The following is a 17,236-nucleotide window of genomic DNA, read 5'->3' as shown; positions in this document are numbered from 1 at the left end:
AACCGCCCCAAGCCGATCCGGCCGCTCCTGTCGCGACGTTGTCGGGAGCCTTCAAAGCCGCTCTTGGCAAACCTGCACAAGGACTGCAGTCCTTCGATTCGAAAAAGAGCGGCAAAGGGCACAAATTCATATCGACCGCCGGCCCGTTGCATGGGCCGGCACAGCAACCCGTTCACGGACCGGCGGTGACCGGCCCACGACGGGGACATCGCTAGCTTCACGAGGCCTTGCGGGCTGTGCATCGCGCACCCGCAAAGGCCATGCAAAACAAGGACCTGCCTCCTCGACACGACTCACCGTGCGAGGTTGACGGGGGCACCAGGACGAAAGATGCTGAAAACGATGTTTGATTGGTTCGAACGACGGCTCGACCCCTTCCCCGCGGAGGAGCCGCAGGAGCCACCGAAGACGCTGGTGGCCTTTTGCCTGCACTACACGAAGGGGGCCTGGCCCTATCTCGTCCCCGCCGCGATCCTGATGGCCGGCATCGCCATGGCCGAGGTGTGGATGTTCTCCTTCCTCGGCAACATCGTCGACTGGCTGTCGGAAAAGGATCGCGCCACCTTTCTGGAGACGGAAGGGTGGAAGCTTGCCGGCATGGCTTTCCTGGTGCTCGTCGGGCTGCCGCTGATGGTGTGGTTTCATGCCCTGCTCAACGACCAGACGCTGATGGGCAACTACCCGATGCGCATCCGTTGGCAGGTGCACCGCTACCTCCTCAAGCAGTCGATGAGCTTCTACCAGGACGAGTTCGCCGGCCGCATTGCCACCAAGCTGATGCAGACGGCGCTTGCCGTGCGCGAATGCGTGATCAAGCTGTTCGACGTGCTGAACTACGTGATCGTGTATTTCAGCGGCATGCTGTTCATCATCGCCTCGGCCGACTGGCGGCTGGCCGTGCCGATCGTCGGCTGGCTCGCCTGCTATGTGCTGCTGATGCGCTATTTCGTGCCGCGTCTCGGCAAGGTCGCCGAGCAGCAGGCCGACGCGCGCTCGGTGATGACGGGCCGCGTGGTCGACAGCTACACCAACATCCAGACGGTGAAGCTGTTCTCGCACGCCCGCCGCGAGGCCTCCTATGCAAGAGAAGGCATGAGCGGCTTCCTCGACACCGTCTACCGGCAGATGCGGATGATCACCGGCCTCTACGGCATTCTCTATGTGCTCAATTCGAGCTGCCTGTTCCTGATCGGCGCGCTCGGCATCTGGCTGTGGCTCGGCGAGGCCGTGTCGATCGGCGCGGTGGCGGTGGCACTCGGCCTGGTGCTGAGGCTCTGGGGCATGTCGCAATGGATCATGTGGGAGTTGTCGGCGCTGTTCGAGAACATCGGCACCGTGCAGGACGGCATCAGCTCGATCTCGCTGCCGCGCCTTATCGAGGACAGGCCGGGCGCCAGACCGCTCGCCGTGCCCGAGGGCCGCATCGATTTCGAGAAGATCGGCTTCCACTACGGCAAGAAGGGCGGCGTGATCGAAAGCCTGTCGCTGTCGGTGAAGCCGGGCGAGAAGGTCGGGCTGGTCGGACGCTCGGGGGCCGGCAAGTCGACGCTGGTCAATCTGCTCCTGCGCTTCTACGACCTGGAGCGCGGCCGGATCCTGATCGACGGCCAGGACATCTCGGCGGTGGCGCAGGATTCGCTGCGCGAGCATATCGGCATGGTGACGCAGGACACCTCGCTGCTGCACCGCTCGGTGCGCGACAACATCCTTTACGGCCGCCCGGACGCGACCGATGAGATGATGATCGAGGCGGCGCGGCGCGCCGAGGCCATGTCCTTTATCGACGGGCTTTCCGATCCCAAGGGCCGCAAGGGCTTCGACGCCCATGTGGGCGAGCGTGGCGTGAAGCTGTCAGGAGGCCAGCGCCAGCGCATTGCCATTGCCCGCGTGATGCTGAAGGATGCGCCGATCCTCATCCTCGACGAGGCGACGTCGGCGCTCGATTCGGAGGTCGAGGCGGCGATCCAGGAAAACCTCTACCGCCTGATGGAAGGCAAGACCGTGATCGCCATCGCCCATCGTCTTTCCACCATCGCCGCAATGGACCGGCTGGTGGTGATGGACGAGGGCCGCATCGTCGAGGAAGGCACGCACGACCAGCTCGTGGCGCAAGGCGGCCTCTATGCCGGCCTGTGGCAGCGCCAGTCGGGCGGGTTCCTCGACCTGGAGATGAGCGAGGCTGCGGAATGAAAGAGCAGACCGGCGAAGACGAGCAGGGCCGGGCAACGCCGTTATGGCGCGCCGTCGAAGGGGTGATCGACCCCTTCGCCGACACACCGCGCGCGGTGCTGCCGGGGAAGGCGCACGAGTTCATCCTGTTCTTCGCCAGGCAGGCCCGGTGGCCGTTCGTCCTGCTTCTGATCGCCGGCGGCCTGATGGGCGCTGTCGATGCCGGCCTCTACTGGGGGCTGGGCTGGATCATCGACCTGCTCGATTCCACCTCCCCGGCGGTGCTGATCGCCGATCACTGGAAGGAACTCGCCGCCTTCCTGGTGCTGCTGCTCGTCATCCGCGCCATCGTGATCGTCGGCAGCACGGTGCTCGAGGAGCAGGTCATCGCCCCCTCCTTCTATCAGCGCGTGCGCTGGCAGGCCTTCCGTAGGGTCATCGAGCAGCCCTACGAGTTCTATCAGAACGATTTCGCCGGCCGCATCGCGACGAAGATACTGCAGGGCGGCGAGGCGACGGGCGATTTCATCGTCAACGTGCTGCAGACCATGTGGAGCTTCCTGACTTTCGTGGTGCTGGCGGCCTCCATCCTGACGGTGCTCGATCCGATGATGGGTGTCGTGGTGGTGATCTGGATCGGCATCTATGTGGCGATCGCGCGCTATCTGCTGCCGCCGCTGCGCCGCGCCGGCCGCCGCACCGCCGACCAGCGTTCGATCCTCAACGGCCGCATGGTCGACGCCTTCACCAACATCCTGGCGGTCAAGCTGTTCGACAGCGGTCGGCGCGAGCACGCTTATGTGCGCGAGGGCATGGCGCATTTCCTGAGCGCCGTGCGGGTGCTGACGCGCGCCATCACGCGCGTGCGCGTGACGGTGGCCATCGTCAACGGCTTCATGATGGCGGCGGTCTTCGTTCTGGCCGTGTCGCGCTGGCTCGACGGTGCCATCACCACCGGCGAGATCGCCGCGGCCATGGGCCTCGTCTTCCGCCTCAACCAGATGTCGGGCTGGATGATGTTCAACATCAACGGGCTGATCCGCAATTACGCAACGGTGCAGGATTCGACGACGGTCGTGTCAGTGGAGCCGGCGATCCGCGACGCTGAGGACGCGGTGGAGATGCCGCGCGCCAGGGGCGACATCCGCTTCGAGAACGTCACCTTCAACTACGGCAAGCAGAGCGGCATCATCGAGGGGCTCGAACTTTCCATCAAGCCCGGCGAGCGCGTGGCGCTGGTCGGCCCGTCGGGCGCCGGCAAGACCACCATCGTCAACCTGATGCTGCGCCTCTTCGAGGCCGAGCGCGGCCGCATCCTGGTCGACGGCTACGACATCGCCAAGGTCACGCAAGCCTCGCTGCGTGCGCAGTTCGGCGTCGTCAGCCAGGAGCCGATGCTGATGCATCGCTCGATCCGCGACAACATCGCTTACGGGCGCGCCGGCGCGACGGACGAGGAGATCGTCGCCGCCGCCAAGCGCGCCTCTGCGCATGATTTCATCCTGAACGTGTCGGACCCGAAGGGCCGCACCGGCTACGATGCGGTGGTGGGCGAGCGCGGCGTGAAGCTCTCCGGCGGCCAGCGCCAGCGCATCGCCATCGCCCGCATGATGCTCAAGAACGCTCCGATCCTCATCCTCGACGAGGCGACCTCGGCGCTCGATTCGGAGATCGAGGCGGTGATCCAGGAAAATCTCGGGCGGCTGATGGAGGAAAAAACCGTGGTCGCCGTGGCGCATCGTCTTTCCACCATCGCCGCCCTCGACCGGATTATCGTGCTCGACCAGGGCCGCATCGTGGAGGAAGGCTCGCACGAAGCGCTGGTCGCGCGGAACGGCCTCTACGCCCAATTGTGGAAGCGCCAATCGGGCGGCTTTCTGGGCGAACGGCTCGCCGCGGAGTGACCGCATTCGCCGGCCGACGCTCGGGCGCGGCCGGCTCTTCCAAGCGCTCCTCATTTGCCGGATGGCGCATCGGCAGATCCGCAAGCTCGCGCATGGACATGGAGCGCAGCGCCGGATGCGCCAGCGGATCCCACCGCCAGGCTTGCGCATCCTCAAGCGCCCGCGCCTGCCGATAGCTGTCTCGGAAGGATCGGATCATATTCCAGAAAAACTGCAGCATGACGTCCATTCCTTTCATCAGACAGTAGAACGGGGCCAAAATTCCCCTCGTTTACGGCATTTTTCAATGGAGAATGCCTACCTGATGATTTAGGAAAACTATATGAAAAACCTGCACCGTGTTCACCTCAACGGATTGCGCGCCCTGGAGGCGGTCGGCCGTCTCGGGTCGCTGCGCATGGCGGCCGAGGAGCTCGGCGTCTCGATCGGCGCCGTGAGCCAGCAGGTGATCAAGACGCAGGCGCAGCTCGGCGCCGCGATCTTCGAGCGCACCGGGCGTGGCGTCACTGCCACCCCGCTCGGACGGCAGTTTCTCGACCGGCTGACCATCGGTTTCCAGACGCTCGATGCGGCGGTGGCGATGACGAGGCACGACAGCGATGCGGTGCTGACCATTTCCGTCGCCCCGGTCTTCGCCTCCAAATGGCTGGTGCCGCGCCTTGCGCGCTACGCGAAGGCTCATCCGGAGACCAAGCTCCGGCTCGATGCCTCGATCGGCCTCGTCAATCCCGACAGTTCAGACATCGATCTTGCCATCCGCGTCGGCGAGGGCAACTGGCCGGGCGTGAAGGCGGAGTTCTTCCTGGCGCAGGAGGTGTTTCCCGTCTGCGTGCCGGCGCTGGCCGAGACCCTGAAGACGCCCGCCGATATCCTCAAGGCACCGATCCTGCGCGACGCCAACTCCAACATCGACTGGAATGTCTGGCTGCGGCCTTTCGGGCTCGATCAGGCGGATCTCGCGGAGGGCGACAGCTTCACCGACGCAGCGCTCTGCCTCGACGCGGCGATCGCCGGCCAGGGGGTGATGCTCGCCTGGCACACCCTCGCCCATGACGCGCTGGCGGCCGGACGCCTCGTCGCACCGTTCAAGGAACGCGCCAGGACACGCCACAGCTATTGGCTGATCACTTCGGCCAACCGGCCGGAGCCGGCCAAGGTGCGCGGCTTCAAGGCCTGGCTGCGGACCGAGCTCGACGCGATGTTCAATGAATGATGTAGCTGATACCGTAAAGGATACGGTATCGGCCGGCGATCAAGGCATCTCCTCGCCGCATTTCGTGTTATAGTTTCAAGTCCATGTCATACGCGTACAGGAGGACAGACCCATGAAGGAATTTCATTGCGGCTCGCTCGTGCCCGGCTGTGACTGGCACACCCGCCACGACGAGGAGGCAGAAGTGATCCGCCGCGCCGCCGAACACATGCGCGAAACGCATGGCGAGACGGTCATCCGCGAAAGCATGGTCGAGGCCATCCGCTCACGCATCACCCAGGCCAAAAGCGCCGCCTAGGCTGAACCGACACTCAGCCTAGCGCCTGCCTTCGAGCATCTGCGCGGCGCGCTGCAACAGTGCGTCGCGTTTCATCGTGAAATCCGTGTCGATCCATTCGCTTTCCAGAGCGGAAAGGGCCGCACCCAACTGCTTGCCGGGCTTGAGGCCGAGATCGGCGAGATCGTTACCGCTGAGCGGGAAAACGGGCTTGCGCCATCCCTCGCAGAGCTTCAGCAGCCGGGCAAAGCCGGCCGCCTCCGTGAGTGCCGCATCATCCGTCACAGCGCGCCCGCGCGCGCTGACCAAGGCCAGCTTCAGGCGCCAGGAAAGTCCATTTACGCCAACGCGATAGGCGAGTTTTCGGAAGTCCGCCTCGCCGAGATCGGATGCCGGCACCGGGGCGAGCGCCCAGGCCGTCAGCGCCGTGGTTTCGGCGCGCGACAGGCGCAGGCGCTTCGCCATCTGTTCCACGCGCCCGGCATCGGGCGGGATGATCGCCGCCAGGCGCATGAGCGGCTCCGGCGCCCAGCCAAGCGCCCGCTCGGTCTCCATCAGGGACGGGATGGCGTCGATGCCCCATTTCTCCGATTCCGGCAGAACCTTGGTGAGGACGCCCGTCTGCCGCATCCACAGAAGGGCGCGCGAGGGATCGGGCGCCGCAAAAAGCTTCTTCAGCTCCGCCCAGACCCGCTCGGCCGACAGCCGCTCCAGGCCGTCCTTCAGCCGGGCGCAGGCCTTCAGTCCCGCAGCGTCGGGCCGCCCGTCGCCGTACCAGGCAAAGAAGCGGAAGAAGCGCAGGATGCGCAGATAGTCCTCGCGAATGCGGGTCTCGGCATCGCCGATGAAGCGCAAGGTGCGGCTTTCGAGATCGGCAAGGCCGCCCACCAGATCGACCACCGTCCCGTCGGCATCGGCATAGAGCGCGTTGATGGTAAAGTCGCGCCGCGCCGCGTCGCTCTGCCAGTCTCGTCCGAAGGTGACGCTGGCGCGTCTGCCGTCGGTCTCCACATCTGCGCGCAGCGTCGTCACCTCATAAGCATGATGGTCGGCGATGACGGTGACCGTGCCATGGTCGAAGCCGGTCGGCGCCGTGCGGAAGCCTGCCTTGCGCGCCCGGCGCGTTGTCTCGCGCGGCTCGGTGGTGGTGGCGATGTCGATGTCCGTGACCGGCTGGCCGAGCAGCGTGTTGCGCACCGCCCCGCCCACGACGCGCGCCTTTTCGCCATCGTCCGAGAGGATGGCGAGCAGCCTTTGCAGGCCTTCGTCCGACAGCCATTCCGAATCTGAAATCAGGCGCTTGTCCATCAGGCATAAAGTCTTTCGTAAAGCGTGCGGATGATGCCCGCCGTCACGCCCCAGATGAAGCGCTCGCCAAACGGCATGGTGTAGTAGAAGCGCTCGCGGTCGTTCCAGACGCGGCTCTCGCGCCGATGGTTTGTGGGATCCATCAAAAAGGCCAGCGGCACTTCGAACGCGGCATCCACCTCGTCCGGATTGATGGTCAGCGAGACGTGCGGCCGCACGATGCCGAGCACGGGCGCGATGCGGTAGCCGCTGCCGGTCGAATAATCCGGCATGCGCCCGATGACGTCGACCGCGCCGGGGTCGAGGCCGATCTCCTCGTTGGCCTCGCGCAGCGCCGCGGCTTCGGGCGTTTCGTCTTCGGGATCGATGCGCCCGCCGGGAAAGGCCACCTGCCCCGAATGACTGCGCAGATTGGCATTGCGCTGGGTGAGGATGACCGAGGCGCCGCGCGCGTGGTCGACCACCGGGATCAGCACCGCCGCATCGCGCAGGTCGGGCCGCACGATCAGATCCTTCATGTCGGGGTTGAGACGGTGATCGCCATAATCCTCCGGCCCCTCCGGCCCGCTCTGCAGGGCGGCGCGGCGGCGGAAATCCTGTGCCGAGAAAAGCGTGTTGGAGGCCATGTCGATCGTCATCCGGAAAGCCTGTGCAACTCGTCTGCCGGCATGATGGGAAAGAGCGTTCCGCGCGAGCGGACGGCGAACATCGCCCGTCCCTCGATCTCGACCTCCTCGCCGGCTTCGACGAGGTCGTACATGACGGTGCGCGCCAGCAGCGCCTCCAGCCGTCCGCGAACGTGCAGATAGGGCTTCAGGCCACCGGTCGCGGCCTCCGGGACGAAGCGCAGCGGGTGCTCCGGCCCCGCCTCCACCACATCGCCGACATTGGTGCGGAAGGTGAGCACCTGCGCATCGCCGGTGCCGGTGACAGCCATTTCGACGGCCAGGAAGGGGGCATCCTCGACGCGGATGCCGACTTTTTCCACCGGCGTGACGAGATAAGTCCTGCCGTCTTCGTCCTTGCGCAGCACCGTGGAGAAGAGCCGCACCAGGGCCTGCCGGCCGATCGGCGTGCCGAGATAGAACCAGGTCCCGTCGGCCCGGATCTCCATGTCGAGATCGCCGCAAAAGGGCGGATTCCAGCGCTCGACGGGCGGCGCGCCCTTGCCGGCGCGGGTGGCCCGCGCGATCAGCGCCTCGAGCCCGGCGGCATCGCCGGCGCGGGCAAGACCCTGAGCGGTGAATGGCTTTTCCTGATCCATGGTCACGAAATAGTCACTGTTGTTTCGCTTGTCAGCCTTGTTCAGTGTTTTAAATTCGATCAAGGGACGTGACGGTGCGATTCGTTTCTTACACGTGCCGGCTGGGTCCGTCCCGACCATCAGCGAGGATCGAGACGGCATGAGCATCGTTTCCAAAGACAGACTGCCCGGCGAAACGGCCATGAGTGATCAGCAGATGATCGCCGAGGCCGAACGAGCGCTGGGCGACATCGCCAAGGTCCGCGAGGGCGTCGGCCGGGTCATCTTCGGCCAGGAAGCCGTGGTGGAGCGCGCCCTGATCGCCGTTCTGGCCGGCGGCCATGCACTGCTGGTGGGCGTGCCTGGCCTTGCCAAGACCAAGCTGGTGGAAACGCTGGGCGTGGTGCTCGGCCTCGACGCGCGGCGCATCCAGTTCACCCCCGACCTGATGCCTTCCGACATTCTCGGCTCCGAGGTGATGGAGCAAAACGAGAAGGGCAAGCGCTCGTTCCGCTTCCTGCCGGGGCCGATCTTCTCGCAGCTCCTGATGGCCGACGAGATCAACCGCGCCAGCCCGCGCACCCAGTCGGCGCTGCTGCAGGCGATGCAGGAGTACCACGTGACGGTGGCGGGCCAGCGTTACGATCTGCCGTCGCCCTTCCACGTGCTGGCGACGCAGAACCCGCTGGAGCAGGAGGGCACCTACCCGCTGCCCGAGGCACAGCTCGACCGTTTCCTGATGCAGGTCGACATCCTCTACCCGGAGCTGGAGGCCGAGCGACGCATCCTCCTGGAGACGACGGGCATCGAGGAGGCGGAAGCGCGCAACGTGCTTTCCGCGGAGCGCCTCAAGGAAATCCAGATGCTGATCCGCCGCATGCCCGTGCCCGAGAGCGTCGTCGACGCGATCCTGCAGCTCGTGCGCACGGCGCGCCCCGGCATCGGCAATCCCGACACCGATCGGCATGTGGCCTGGGGCCCCGGCCCGCGCGCCAGCCAGGCGCTGACGCTGTGCGCCCGCGCCCGCGCGCTCTATGACGGGCGACTCGCTCCCTCGGTGGACGACATCCGGGCGCTGGCCGAGCCGGTGCTGCAACACCGCATGGCATTGACCTTTGCCGCACGCGCCGAAGGCATGAGCGTGCGCGACGTGATCCGCCATCTGGTCAAGGCGCTCGACGGATGAACGGGCGGCGCCGGATAGGTCTCTGATGGCGAAGATCGGCGCGGTCTCCCCTCCTGTCGCATCGAGCGATGCGCTGGTGCGTGCACGGGCGCGGGCCGCGTTCCTGCCCGACCTTCTGGTGGAGGCGCGCCGTGTCGCCAACAATGTGATCGCCGGCTGGCACGGCCGCCGCAAACGCGGCATCGGCGAGAATTTCTGGCAGTTCCGCCCCTATGTCGAGGGTGAAGCGGTCGCCCGCATCGACTGGCGGCGCTCGGCACGCGACGAGCATCTTTATGTCCGCGACCGCGAATGGGAGGCCGCGCACACGGTGTGGCTGTGGGCCGATCCCTCCCCCTCCATGCTCTACAGATCGCAATTGGCGCCGACCTCGAAGGAGGCGCGGGCGATGGTGCTCATCCTGGCATTGGCCGAGCTCCTGTCGCGCAGCGGCGAGCGCATCGGCTGGCCCGGCGTGACCGATCCCTTCTCGGCCCGCAACGGTGCCGAGCGGCTGGCGGCGCAGCTCATGCATGCCGCCCAGCAGCCGCAGCGGCCGGACCTCATCCAGGTGCGCCGCTTCTCCGACGTGGTGCTCGCCGGTGATTTCCTCGACCCGGTGGAGGAGACGATCGGCTGGCTCGACCAACTCGCCCGGCGCGGCGCCCGTGCGCACCTGATCGAGGTGGCCGATCCGGCGGAAGAGGGTTTCCCCTATTTCGGGCGCACGGAGTTCACCGATCCCGAATCGGGCGAAAAGCTGACCGCCGGGCGCGCCGAGACGCTCGCCGGGGAGTACCGCAGGCTCTATCTCGCCCGCCGCGAGGAACTGTCCTCCTGGTGCAAGCGGCTCGGCTGGAGCTACACCGTGCATCACACCGACCGCCCCTCCTCGCAGGCGCTGGTCGCCGTGCATCTCGCCATGAGCGCCGAGGCCGGCTACGCCATGGAGGGCAGCCTGTGAACTGGCTTTCCCTCTCCTTCGCCCAGCCGTTCCTGCTTTGGGGACTGCTGGCGCTGCCGGTGATCTGGTGGCTCCTGCGGCTGACACCGCCGCGCCCGCAGATGGAGACCTTTCCGCCGCTGAAGATCCTCGCCCGGGTGATCAAGCGCGAGGAGACCCCGCACAAGAGCCCCTGGTGGCTGACCCTGCTGCGCCTCCTGCTCGCGGCGCTGGTGATCCTGGCGCTGGCCGATCCGGTGCTGAACCCGCGCGAACGGGCGGCAAGCGGCAGCCCCGCGCTGGCGATCGTCATCGACAACGGATGGGCATCGGCCGCCGACTGGGACGAGCGGGTCGCCACCGCCGCCCGCCTGATCGACGACGCCAGGGCCGACGCGCAGCCGGTGGTGCTGGCGCTGACGGCCGAGGAGCAGAACCAGGAGATCGGCCCCTTCGATGCCGACACGGCGCTCGAACGGCTCAACGCCGCCCGGCCGCGCCCGGTGCCGGTCAACCGCCCGGCGATCTACGGACGGGTCGCCGCGGCGCTCGAGGATTTCCCGGGAGCCGCGGTCGCCATTCTCTCCGACGGGCTGGCTTCGACCGGCGACGAGGCGGCCTTTAACCAGCTCTTCTCGGGCAATCCGGGCGAGGTTCTGTGGGCGACGCCCGATCGCCTGCGCATGACGGCGGCGACGGACGCGCAGAACACCGCCGAAGCCTTCGAGGTCACGGCGACGCGGGCGGCGGGCGACGCCGCTCCGCGCCAGGTGGTCGCCTATGCGAGCGACGACAAGGGACGGCGCATCGCCGAGACGACGATCGCCTTCGGCCCCGGCGAGACCAGGGCGAAGGGCGCGATGCGCGTGCCCTTCGAGCTGCGCAACGATTTCGTCTCCGTCGGGATCGAGGGAGAGAACCAGGCGGCCGGCCTGCGCGTGCTCGACGAGAACACCAAGCGCCGCCGCATCGGCCTTCTGTCGCAGAGCGAGGCGGATCAGGCGCAACCGCTGCTTTCGCCGCTCTACTACATCAGGCGGGCTCTTTCGCCCTATGCGGATCTGGTCGAACCGTCGAGCGCCGAGCTCACCGAGGCGATCCCGGAACTGCTCGCCAGGAAACCCGCCGTCATCGTCATGGCCGACATCGGTACGCTGCCGGAGGCCGCCCGCCGGTCCATCATCGACTGGGTCAATGGCGGCGGCACGCTGGTGCGCTTTGCCGGCCCTCGCCTGGCGGCCGCCGAAAACGACGAGGACCTGTTGCCGGTGCGCTTGCGGCTGGGCGAACGCTCTCTCGGAGGCGCGCTCTCCTGGACCGAGCCTCAGTCGGTCGCCGATTTTCCGAACAACGGCCCCTTCTCCGATCTCGCACCGCCGCGCGAGGTGGTGGTCAACCGCCAGGTGCTGGCCGAACCCTCGCCCGACATCGTCGAACGAAGCTGGGCCAACCTTGCCGACGGGACGCCGCTGGTGACGGGCGTCCAGCGCGGCCAGGGGCAGGTGGTGCTGTTCCATGTGACGCCGGAAGCCACCTGGTCGACCTTGCCGATCTCCGGCAGCTTCGTCGAGATGCTGCGCCGCATCGTGCAGTTGTCGCGCAACCAGGGCACCATCAACGAGGCCAACGCCGAAGGCGGCAAGGCGCTCGCCCCTTACCGCATGATCTCGGCCGACGGCCTTCTGGTGCCGCCCTCGCCCGAGGCGGAGCCGCTGGCGAACGACAGCCCCGCCGTCACGCTGAAGAACCCGCCCGGCCTCTACGGCAGCGAGGAAGGCGTCGTGGCGCACAACCTGCTGCGGCCCGATGCCGAACTGACACCGCTCGGCCGCCCCGAAGCGCCGGCTCCCGTGACCGCGATCCGCTACGGCCTCGATGAGCAGCAGCCGCTGAAGGGACCGCTCTTCGCCGCCGCCCTCGCCCTGCTCGCGCTCGACTCCCTGGCCGTGCTGTGGCTCGGCGGCCGCCTGCGCCGCCGGCCGAAGATGGCGCGCACTGCCGCGACCCTGCTTGCCGTCGCGCTGGCGCTCGGCATCGGCGGGCCGGACATGGCCCGCGCGCAGGATGAACGCGCCGGTGAAGCCGATGCCATCGAAGCCATCTCCAAGACACGCATCGCCTATGTCGTCACCGGCCTTGCCTCGCTCGACGCCACCAGCAGAGCCGGCATGGCGGGCCTGTCGCAATTCCTTGCCGACAAGACCGCGCTGGAGCCCGGAGAGCCCGCCGGCATCAACATCGCCACCGACGAGCTCGCCTTCTATCCGCTGATCTATTGGCCGATCGATCCCGCAGCCCCGATGCCCTCGGAAGAGGCCGTCGCCCGCATCGACGCCTATATGCAGTCAGGGGGAACGGTCCTTTTCGACACGCGCGACCAGTATTCGGCCGGCTTCGGCGCCGATGCGACGAGCCCGGCGACGCTGCGCCTGCGCGAAATCCTCTCGGGCCTCAACGTGCCGCCGCTGGAGCCGGTGCCGGAAGACCACGTCCTGACGAAGTCCTTCTTCATCCTGCCGGAGTTTCCCGGTCGCTACCGCGGCAGCCCGCTGTGGGTGGAAGCCTCGCTCAACGCACCGACGCGGACCGACCGCCCGGTGCGGGTGGGCGACGGCGTGACGCCGATCATGATCACCGGCAACGACCTGGCAGGCGCCTGGGCGATCGACGAGGGCGGCCGGCCGCTTCTGCCGACGGTGCCCAACGACCCGCTGCAGCGGCTGCACGCCTTCCGCGCCGGGGTGAACATCATGATGTACATGCTGACCGGCAACTACAAATCCGACCAGGTGCACGTGCCCATCCTGCTCGAGCGGCTGGGACAGTAGGGGATGGCTGAATTGACCTTTTGCCCTGCCCCTCATCCGCCTGCCGGCACCTTCTCCCCGCACGCGGGGAGAAGGAAGATGGCCGCAACGCCGACGCCCCCCTCTCCCCGCAAGCGGGGAGAGGGTAAGGGTGAGGGGCGGTTCAGCCACATTCCGGAGCGCGCCCCATGAACTGGTCGGTGAACTTCGAGCCCTTCTTCTCCTGGCCCGTCCTGGCGGCACTGTTGGTGCCGGTCGCGCTGTTGGCCCTGGCGGGATTGTGGACGAGGCAGCGGGGCGCCTGGCTGAGGCTGGCGGCGCTGGTGGCCCTCGGTGCGGCGCTTGCCAATCCCGTGCTGCTCGACGAGGAGCGCGAGCCGTTGAAGAGCATCGTCGCCGTGGTTCTGGACGAAAGCCAGAGCCAGACGACGATCGGCGAGCGGGCAACGGCCACCGAGGCCGCCGCCGCCGAGCTCGAAGCGCGCCTCGCCCGCTTCAAGGAGTTCGAGACGCGCGTCGTCAGGAGCGGCCGGGCCTCCTCCGCCGCCGAGAACGCCGAAACGCGCCTCTTCGACGCGCTCGACGGCGCGCTGCGCGACGTGCCGCCGTCGCAGGTGGCCGGCGCAGTGATGATCACGGACGGCCAGGTGCACGACGTGCCCGACAACGCCGCCTCCCTCGGCGCACCGATCCACGGCCTGATCACCGGCCGCGCCGACGAGCAGGACCGCCGCATCCGCTTCGAGCGCGCGCCGCGCTTCGGCATCGTCGGTAAGCCGCTCGAGCTCACATACCGTGTGCTGGCGACCGGCGGCCAGAGCGGCTCGGTGGATGTGCGCGTCATCATCAATGGCGAGGAGAAATTCATCGAGGAGGCGCAGATCGGCCGCGAGAGCCAGCTCGAGATCGATGTCCCGGGCGCCGGCCGCAACATCATCGAGCTGGCCATCGACCCGGTCGAAGGCGAGCTGACGGACATCAACAACCGCGCCGTCGCGCTGGTCGACGGCATCCGCGAGAATCTGCGCGTGCTCTTGGTTTCGGGCGAGCCGCATTCGGGCGAACGCACCTGGCGTAACCTGCTCAAATCGGACGCCTCGGTGGATCTCGTCCATTTCACCATCCTGCGCCCGCCGGAGAAGCAGGACGGCACGCCGATCAACGAGCTGTCGCTGATCGCCTTTCCGACGCGCGAGCTGTTCGTCGAGAAGATCGACGATTTCGACCTGATCATCTTCGACCGCTACCAGCACCGCGACGTGCTGCCGATCCTCTATTACGACTACATCGCCGAATATGTGGAGAATGGCGGCGCCTTGCTGATCGCCGCCGGACCCGAATTCGCCGGCGGCCAGTCGATCGCCCGCACGCCGCTGATCTCGGCCCTTCCGGCCCTGCCCAATGGCGAGGTGATCGAGGAAGGCTACCATCCGCGCCTCACCGAGACCGGCGAGCGGCATCCCGTGACGCGCGGTCTGGAGGGCGCCGCCTCGGACCCGCCGCACTGGAGCCGCTGGTTCCGCCTGATCGGCATTGACCGGCCCGAGGGTCAGGTGGTTATGCAGGGCGCCAGGGAGCAGCCATTGCTGATCCTCAACCGCAAGGGAGAGGGTCGGGTCGGCATGTTCCTGTCGGATCAGGGCTGGCTGTGGGCGCGCGGCTTCGAGGGCGGCGGCCCGCATGTGGCGCTCTACCGGCGCATCGCCCACTGGCTGATGAAGGAGCCGGAGCTGGAAGAAGAGCGGCTTTCGGCGGCCGGCCGCGGGATGCGACTGGAAATCACCCGCCAGACCATGGCTGACGAGGCCCCGCCGGCCGAGATCACCACACCGTCCGGCAGGACGCTGTCCGCCGATCTCGGCCCGGCCGGGCCGGGGCGCTTTTCCGCCAGCATGGAGAGCGATGAGATCGGCATCTACCGCATCGCCAATGGCGATCTGTCGACCCTCGCCCATGTGGGGCCGGTCAATGCACCGGAATTCGGCGACATGGTCTCCACCGAGGACAAGCTGGCACCGGCCGCTGCCGCCACCGGCGGCTCCGTGCGCCGGCTCGCCGAAGGCGCGTTGCCCAACATCGTACCCGTGCGGCGCACCGGCAGCGCCTCCGGCAACGACTGGATCGGGCTTCGAACCACGAACGACAGCGTTCTGAAGGCCGTGCGGCGCGTGCCGATCTTCACCGGTTTCCTGGCGCTGGCGCTGCTGCTCTTCGCCTTCGGAGCGATGTGGTATCGCGAAGGGCGATAACGCGGCGCACAGACTACCGTCTCCGATCTTTCCGCGGCTTTGCGGCCATCAGGCAAGGCTCGGCTCGGCGAGCGCTGCATGCCTCACCTCGCCGGTGAGGCTCGCGACGGTATCGTCCTTCAGCTCGGCCGCAAGAAGCCGCTCGGGATCGACCGGACGGGGCATGGAAAGCTGGCCGGTGGGGATTTTCCGGAAACCGAGCGGCCCGTAATAGGGCGCATCGCCGACGAGCACCACGGCACCGGCGCCGGCCTCGCGCGCGGCATCGATCGCGATGTGCACGAGCTTGCGTCCGATGCCGATGTTCTTGAAGGCCGGGCGCACGGCGAGCGGCCCGAGAAGAAGCGCCCTGCCCCTGCCGGCGGCGATCCAGGTCATGCGCACGGAGGCGATGACCTTGTCCTGGTGGATGGCGACGAAGGACAGCGCGCGCTCGTGCGGCCCGCCTTCGCGGATCTTGTAGGCAGCGCGCGTGAAGCGGCCCGGCCCGAAGGCTTCCTCGTTGATCAGATCGATTTCGGCATCGTGCGCCGGCTGCTCCGGCAGGTAATGAATGTCGGCAGAAGACATGACTGGGAATTCCGGTGGTGTCGAAAGGTGAGCGGCGGGCATGCGCCTGCCTGCCCCAAGCCAGGGGCCTTCAGTCCTTTCGTCGTCGCTCCACCGGGAACCGGATCATGATGCGGGTCTCCACTCTGCGCTGTTTCCGCTAGCAGCAAATTTCCGACCCGTCCACCGGAAGATTGACCCGTATGCAAAATTGTTGACGCTGCGTTCACGCGCCGTCGGCTTGGGGGTTTCGGCCGAATAACCTACATGCAGGGCGGATTTTATGGAGATTTGACAATGGGTTTGCTCGTCGACGGTGTCTGGCACGACGAATGGTACGACACCTCCAAGACCGGCGGCCGCTTCGAGCGGTCGAAATCGCAGTTCCGCGACTTCGTGACGGCGGACGGGCAGCCGGCAAACGGCCGGTCGCGCGGCTTCAAGGCCGAGCCTCACCGCTATCACCTCTATGTCTCGCTCGCCTGCCCCTGGGCGCACCGGACGCTGATCTTCCGCAAGCTGAAGAAGCTCGAGGATGTGATCTCCGTCTCCGTCGTGCACCATTTCATGGGCGAGAACGGCTGGACCTTCCGCAAGGAGGACGGCGCGACCGGCGACGGCCTGTACGGTTTCGACTTCCTGCACCAGATCTACACCAGGGCCGACCCACATTATTCGGGCCGGGTGACGGTGCCGGTGCTTTGGGACCGGAAGAGCGAGACGATCGTCTCCAACGAATCCTCGGAAATCATCCGCATGCTCAACGAGGCATTCGACGAATGGGGCGACGACGCCGTCGATTTCTATCCCGAGGAGCTGCGGGCACAGATCGATGCGATCAACGAGCGCGTCTACAGCGACATCAACAACGGTGTCTACAAGGCCGGCTTCGCCACTGCGCAGACCGCTTATGAGGAGGCCTTCCAGGCGCTGTTCGCCGCGCTCGACGAGGTGGAGGACCGCCTTTCGCGCCAGCGCTACCTGACCGGCGACCGGCTGACGGAAGCCGACTGGCGGCTGTTCACGACGCTGGTGCGCTTCGATGCGGTCTATGTCGGGCACTTCAAGTGCAATCTGCGCCGCATCGCCGACTATCCGCACCTGTCGAACTACCTGCGCGAACTCTACCAGGTGCCCGGCGTGGCAGGCACGGTCGACATGCGCCATATCAAGGCGCACTACTACGGCAGCCACAAGACGATCAATCCGACAGGGGTGGTGCCGCTGGGCCCCGCGCTGGACCTCGATGCACCGCATGATCGTGGGCGGCTGGTCAAGGCGGCGTGATCCGGAAGGACGTCGCGCGGCAGCGTTTCCCCGATCTCCGCTTGCACATCGAAGGATGAAGCATCGGCGCCGATGCCCCCCTCTCCCCGCAGGCGGGGAGAGGGTAAGGGTGAGGGGCGGGC

At 67.0% G+C, this 17,236-nt stretch carries 13 protein-coding genes; 9 read left to right on the top strand and 4 right to left on the bottom strand.

The window, feature by feature from the left end:
• Positions 1-342 precede the first annotated feature (342 nt).
• From NUU27_RS06080 to NUU27_RS06065, 4 genes are all read left to right on the top strand, one after another.
• Positions 343-2,190, top strand: a complete 1,848-nt coding sequence (locus tag NUU27_RS06080; protein ID WP_257761224.1) for an ABC transporter ATP-binding protein — start codon at positions 343-345, stop codon at positions 2,188-2,190.
• A complete protein-coding gene (locus NUU27_RS06075) occupies positions 2,187-4,073 on the top strand; it encodes an ABC transporter ATP-binding protein (RefSeq protein WP_257761185.1) in 1,887 nt (628 codons plus the stop codon). The genes NUU27_RS06080 and NUU27_RS06075 overlap by 4 nt, the downstream gene beginning before the upstream one ends.
• Before the next feature lie 322 nt (positions 4,074-4,395).
• A complete protein-coding gene (locus NUU27_RS06070) occupies positions 4,396-5,286 on the top strand; it encodes a LysR substrate-binding domain-containing protein (RefSeq protein WP_257761184.1) in 891 nt (296 codons plus the stop codon).
• Positions 5,287-5,398: 112 nt separating this feature from the next.
• A complete protein-coding gene (locus NUU27_RS06065; RefSeq protein ID WP_257761183.1) occupies positions 5,399-5,584 on the top strand; it encodes a DUF1059 domain-containing protein in 186 nt (61 codons plus the stop codon).
• 18 nt (positions 5,585-5,602) lie between these two features.
• On the opposite strand, the gene NUU27_RS06060 is transcribed toward NUU27_RS06065, so the two are convergent.
• From NUU27_RS06060 to NUU27_RS06050, 3 genes are read right to left on the bottom strand one after another with little or no spacing between them, the layout of a single operon-like run.
• Positions 5,603-6,871: a CCA tRNA nucleotidyltransferase gene (locus NUU27_RS06060; RefSeq protein ID WP_257761182.1), complete on the bottom strand. Its 1,269-nt coding sequence runs from the start codon at positions 6,869-6,871 to the stop codon at positions 5,603-5,605.
• Positions 6,871-7,509, bottom strand: a complete 639-nt coding sequence (locus NUU27_RS06055) for a CoA pyrophosphatase (RefSeq protein WP_257761181.1) — start codon at positions 7,507-7,509, stop codon at positions 6,871-6,873. Before NUU27_RS06055 ends, NUU27_RS06060 begins: the two co-directional genes overlap by 1 nt.
• Positions 7,506-8,135, bottom strand: a complete 630-nt coding sequence (locus NUU27_RS06050) for a DUF1285 domain-containing protein (protein WP_257761223.1) — start codon at positions 8,133-8,135, stop codon at positions 7,506-7,508. Before NUU27_RS06050 ends, NUU27_RS06055 begins: the two co-directional genes overlap by 4 nt.
• 139 nt (positions 8,136-8,274) lie before the next feature.
• On the opposite strand from NUU27_RS06050, the gene NUU27_RS06045 reads away from it, so the two are divergent.
• The 4 genes from NUU27_RS06045 to NUU27_RS06030 all read left to right on the top strand — a co-directional run bounded on the left by NUU27_RS06045 (position 8,275) and on the right by NUU27_RS06030 (position 15,278).
• Positions 8,275-9,300 carry a MoxR family ATPase gene (locus NUU27_RS06045; RefSeq protein WP_257761180.1) on the top strand — a complete coding sequence of 342 codons (1,026 nt, stop codon included), beginning with the start codon at positions 8,275-8,277 and terminating at the stop codon, positions 9,298-9,300.
• 25 nt (positions 9,301-9,325) lie between these two features.
• A complete protein-coding gene (locus tag NUU27_RS06040; RefSeq protein WP_257761179.1) occupies positions 9,326-10,243 on the top strand; it encodes a DUF58 domain-containing protein in 918 nt (305 codons plus the stop codon).
• On the top strand, positions 10,240-13,050 hold the full coding sequence (locus NUU27_RS06035; RefSeq protein WP_257761178.1) for a DUF4159 domain-containing protein: 2,811 nt from the start codon (positions 10,240-10,242) through the stop codon (positions 13,048-13,050). Before NUU27_RS06040 ends, NUU27_RS06035 begins: the two co-directional genes overlap by 4 nt.
• Before the next feature lie 167 nt (positions 13,051-13,217).
• On the top strand, positions 13,218-15,278 hold the full coding sequence (locus NUU27_RS06030; RefSeq protein WP_257761177.1) for a hypothetical protein: 2,061 nt from the start codon (positions 13,218-13,220) through the stop codon (positions 15,276-15,278).
• Positions 15,279-15,326: 48 nt separating this feature from the next.
• On the opposite strand, the gene NUU27_RS06025 is transcribed toward NUU27_RS06030, so the two are convergent.
• Entirely contained in the window at positions 15,327-15,848 is a 522-nt protein-coding gene (locus NUU27_RS06025; protein WP_257761176.1) for a GNAT family N-acetyltransferase, read from the bottom strand.
• A 276-nt stretch (positions 15,849-16,124) separates the two neighbouring features.
• Between NUU27_RS06025 and NUU27_RS06020 the strand changes: the two genes are divergently transcribed.
• The gene (locus NUU27_RS06020) at positions 16,125-17,114 is read left to right on the top strand and encodes a glutathione S-transferase family protein (RefSeq protein WP_257761175.1); all 990 of its coding nucleotides are present in this window, start codon (positions 16,125-16,127) and stop codon (positions 17,112-17,114) included.
• The last annotated feature ends 122 nt before the right edge of the window (positions 17,115-17,236 follow it).

Origin of the sequence: Nitratireductor sp. ZSWI3 (genome assembly GCF_024655565.1) — a bacterium.
In the GTDB taxonomy this organism is placed as follows: Bacteria; Pseudomonadota; Alphaproteobacteria; order Rhizobiales; family Rhizobiaceae; genus Nitratireductor.
The sequence above is the reverse complement of the archived record's forward strand: the minus strand, read 5'-3'. Positions and strand labels throughout refer to the sequence as shown.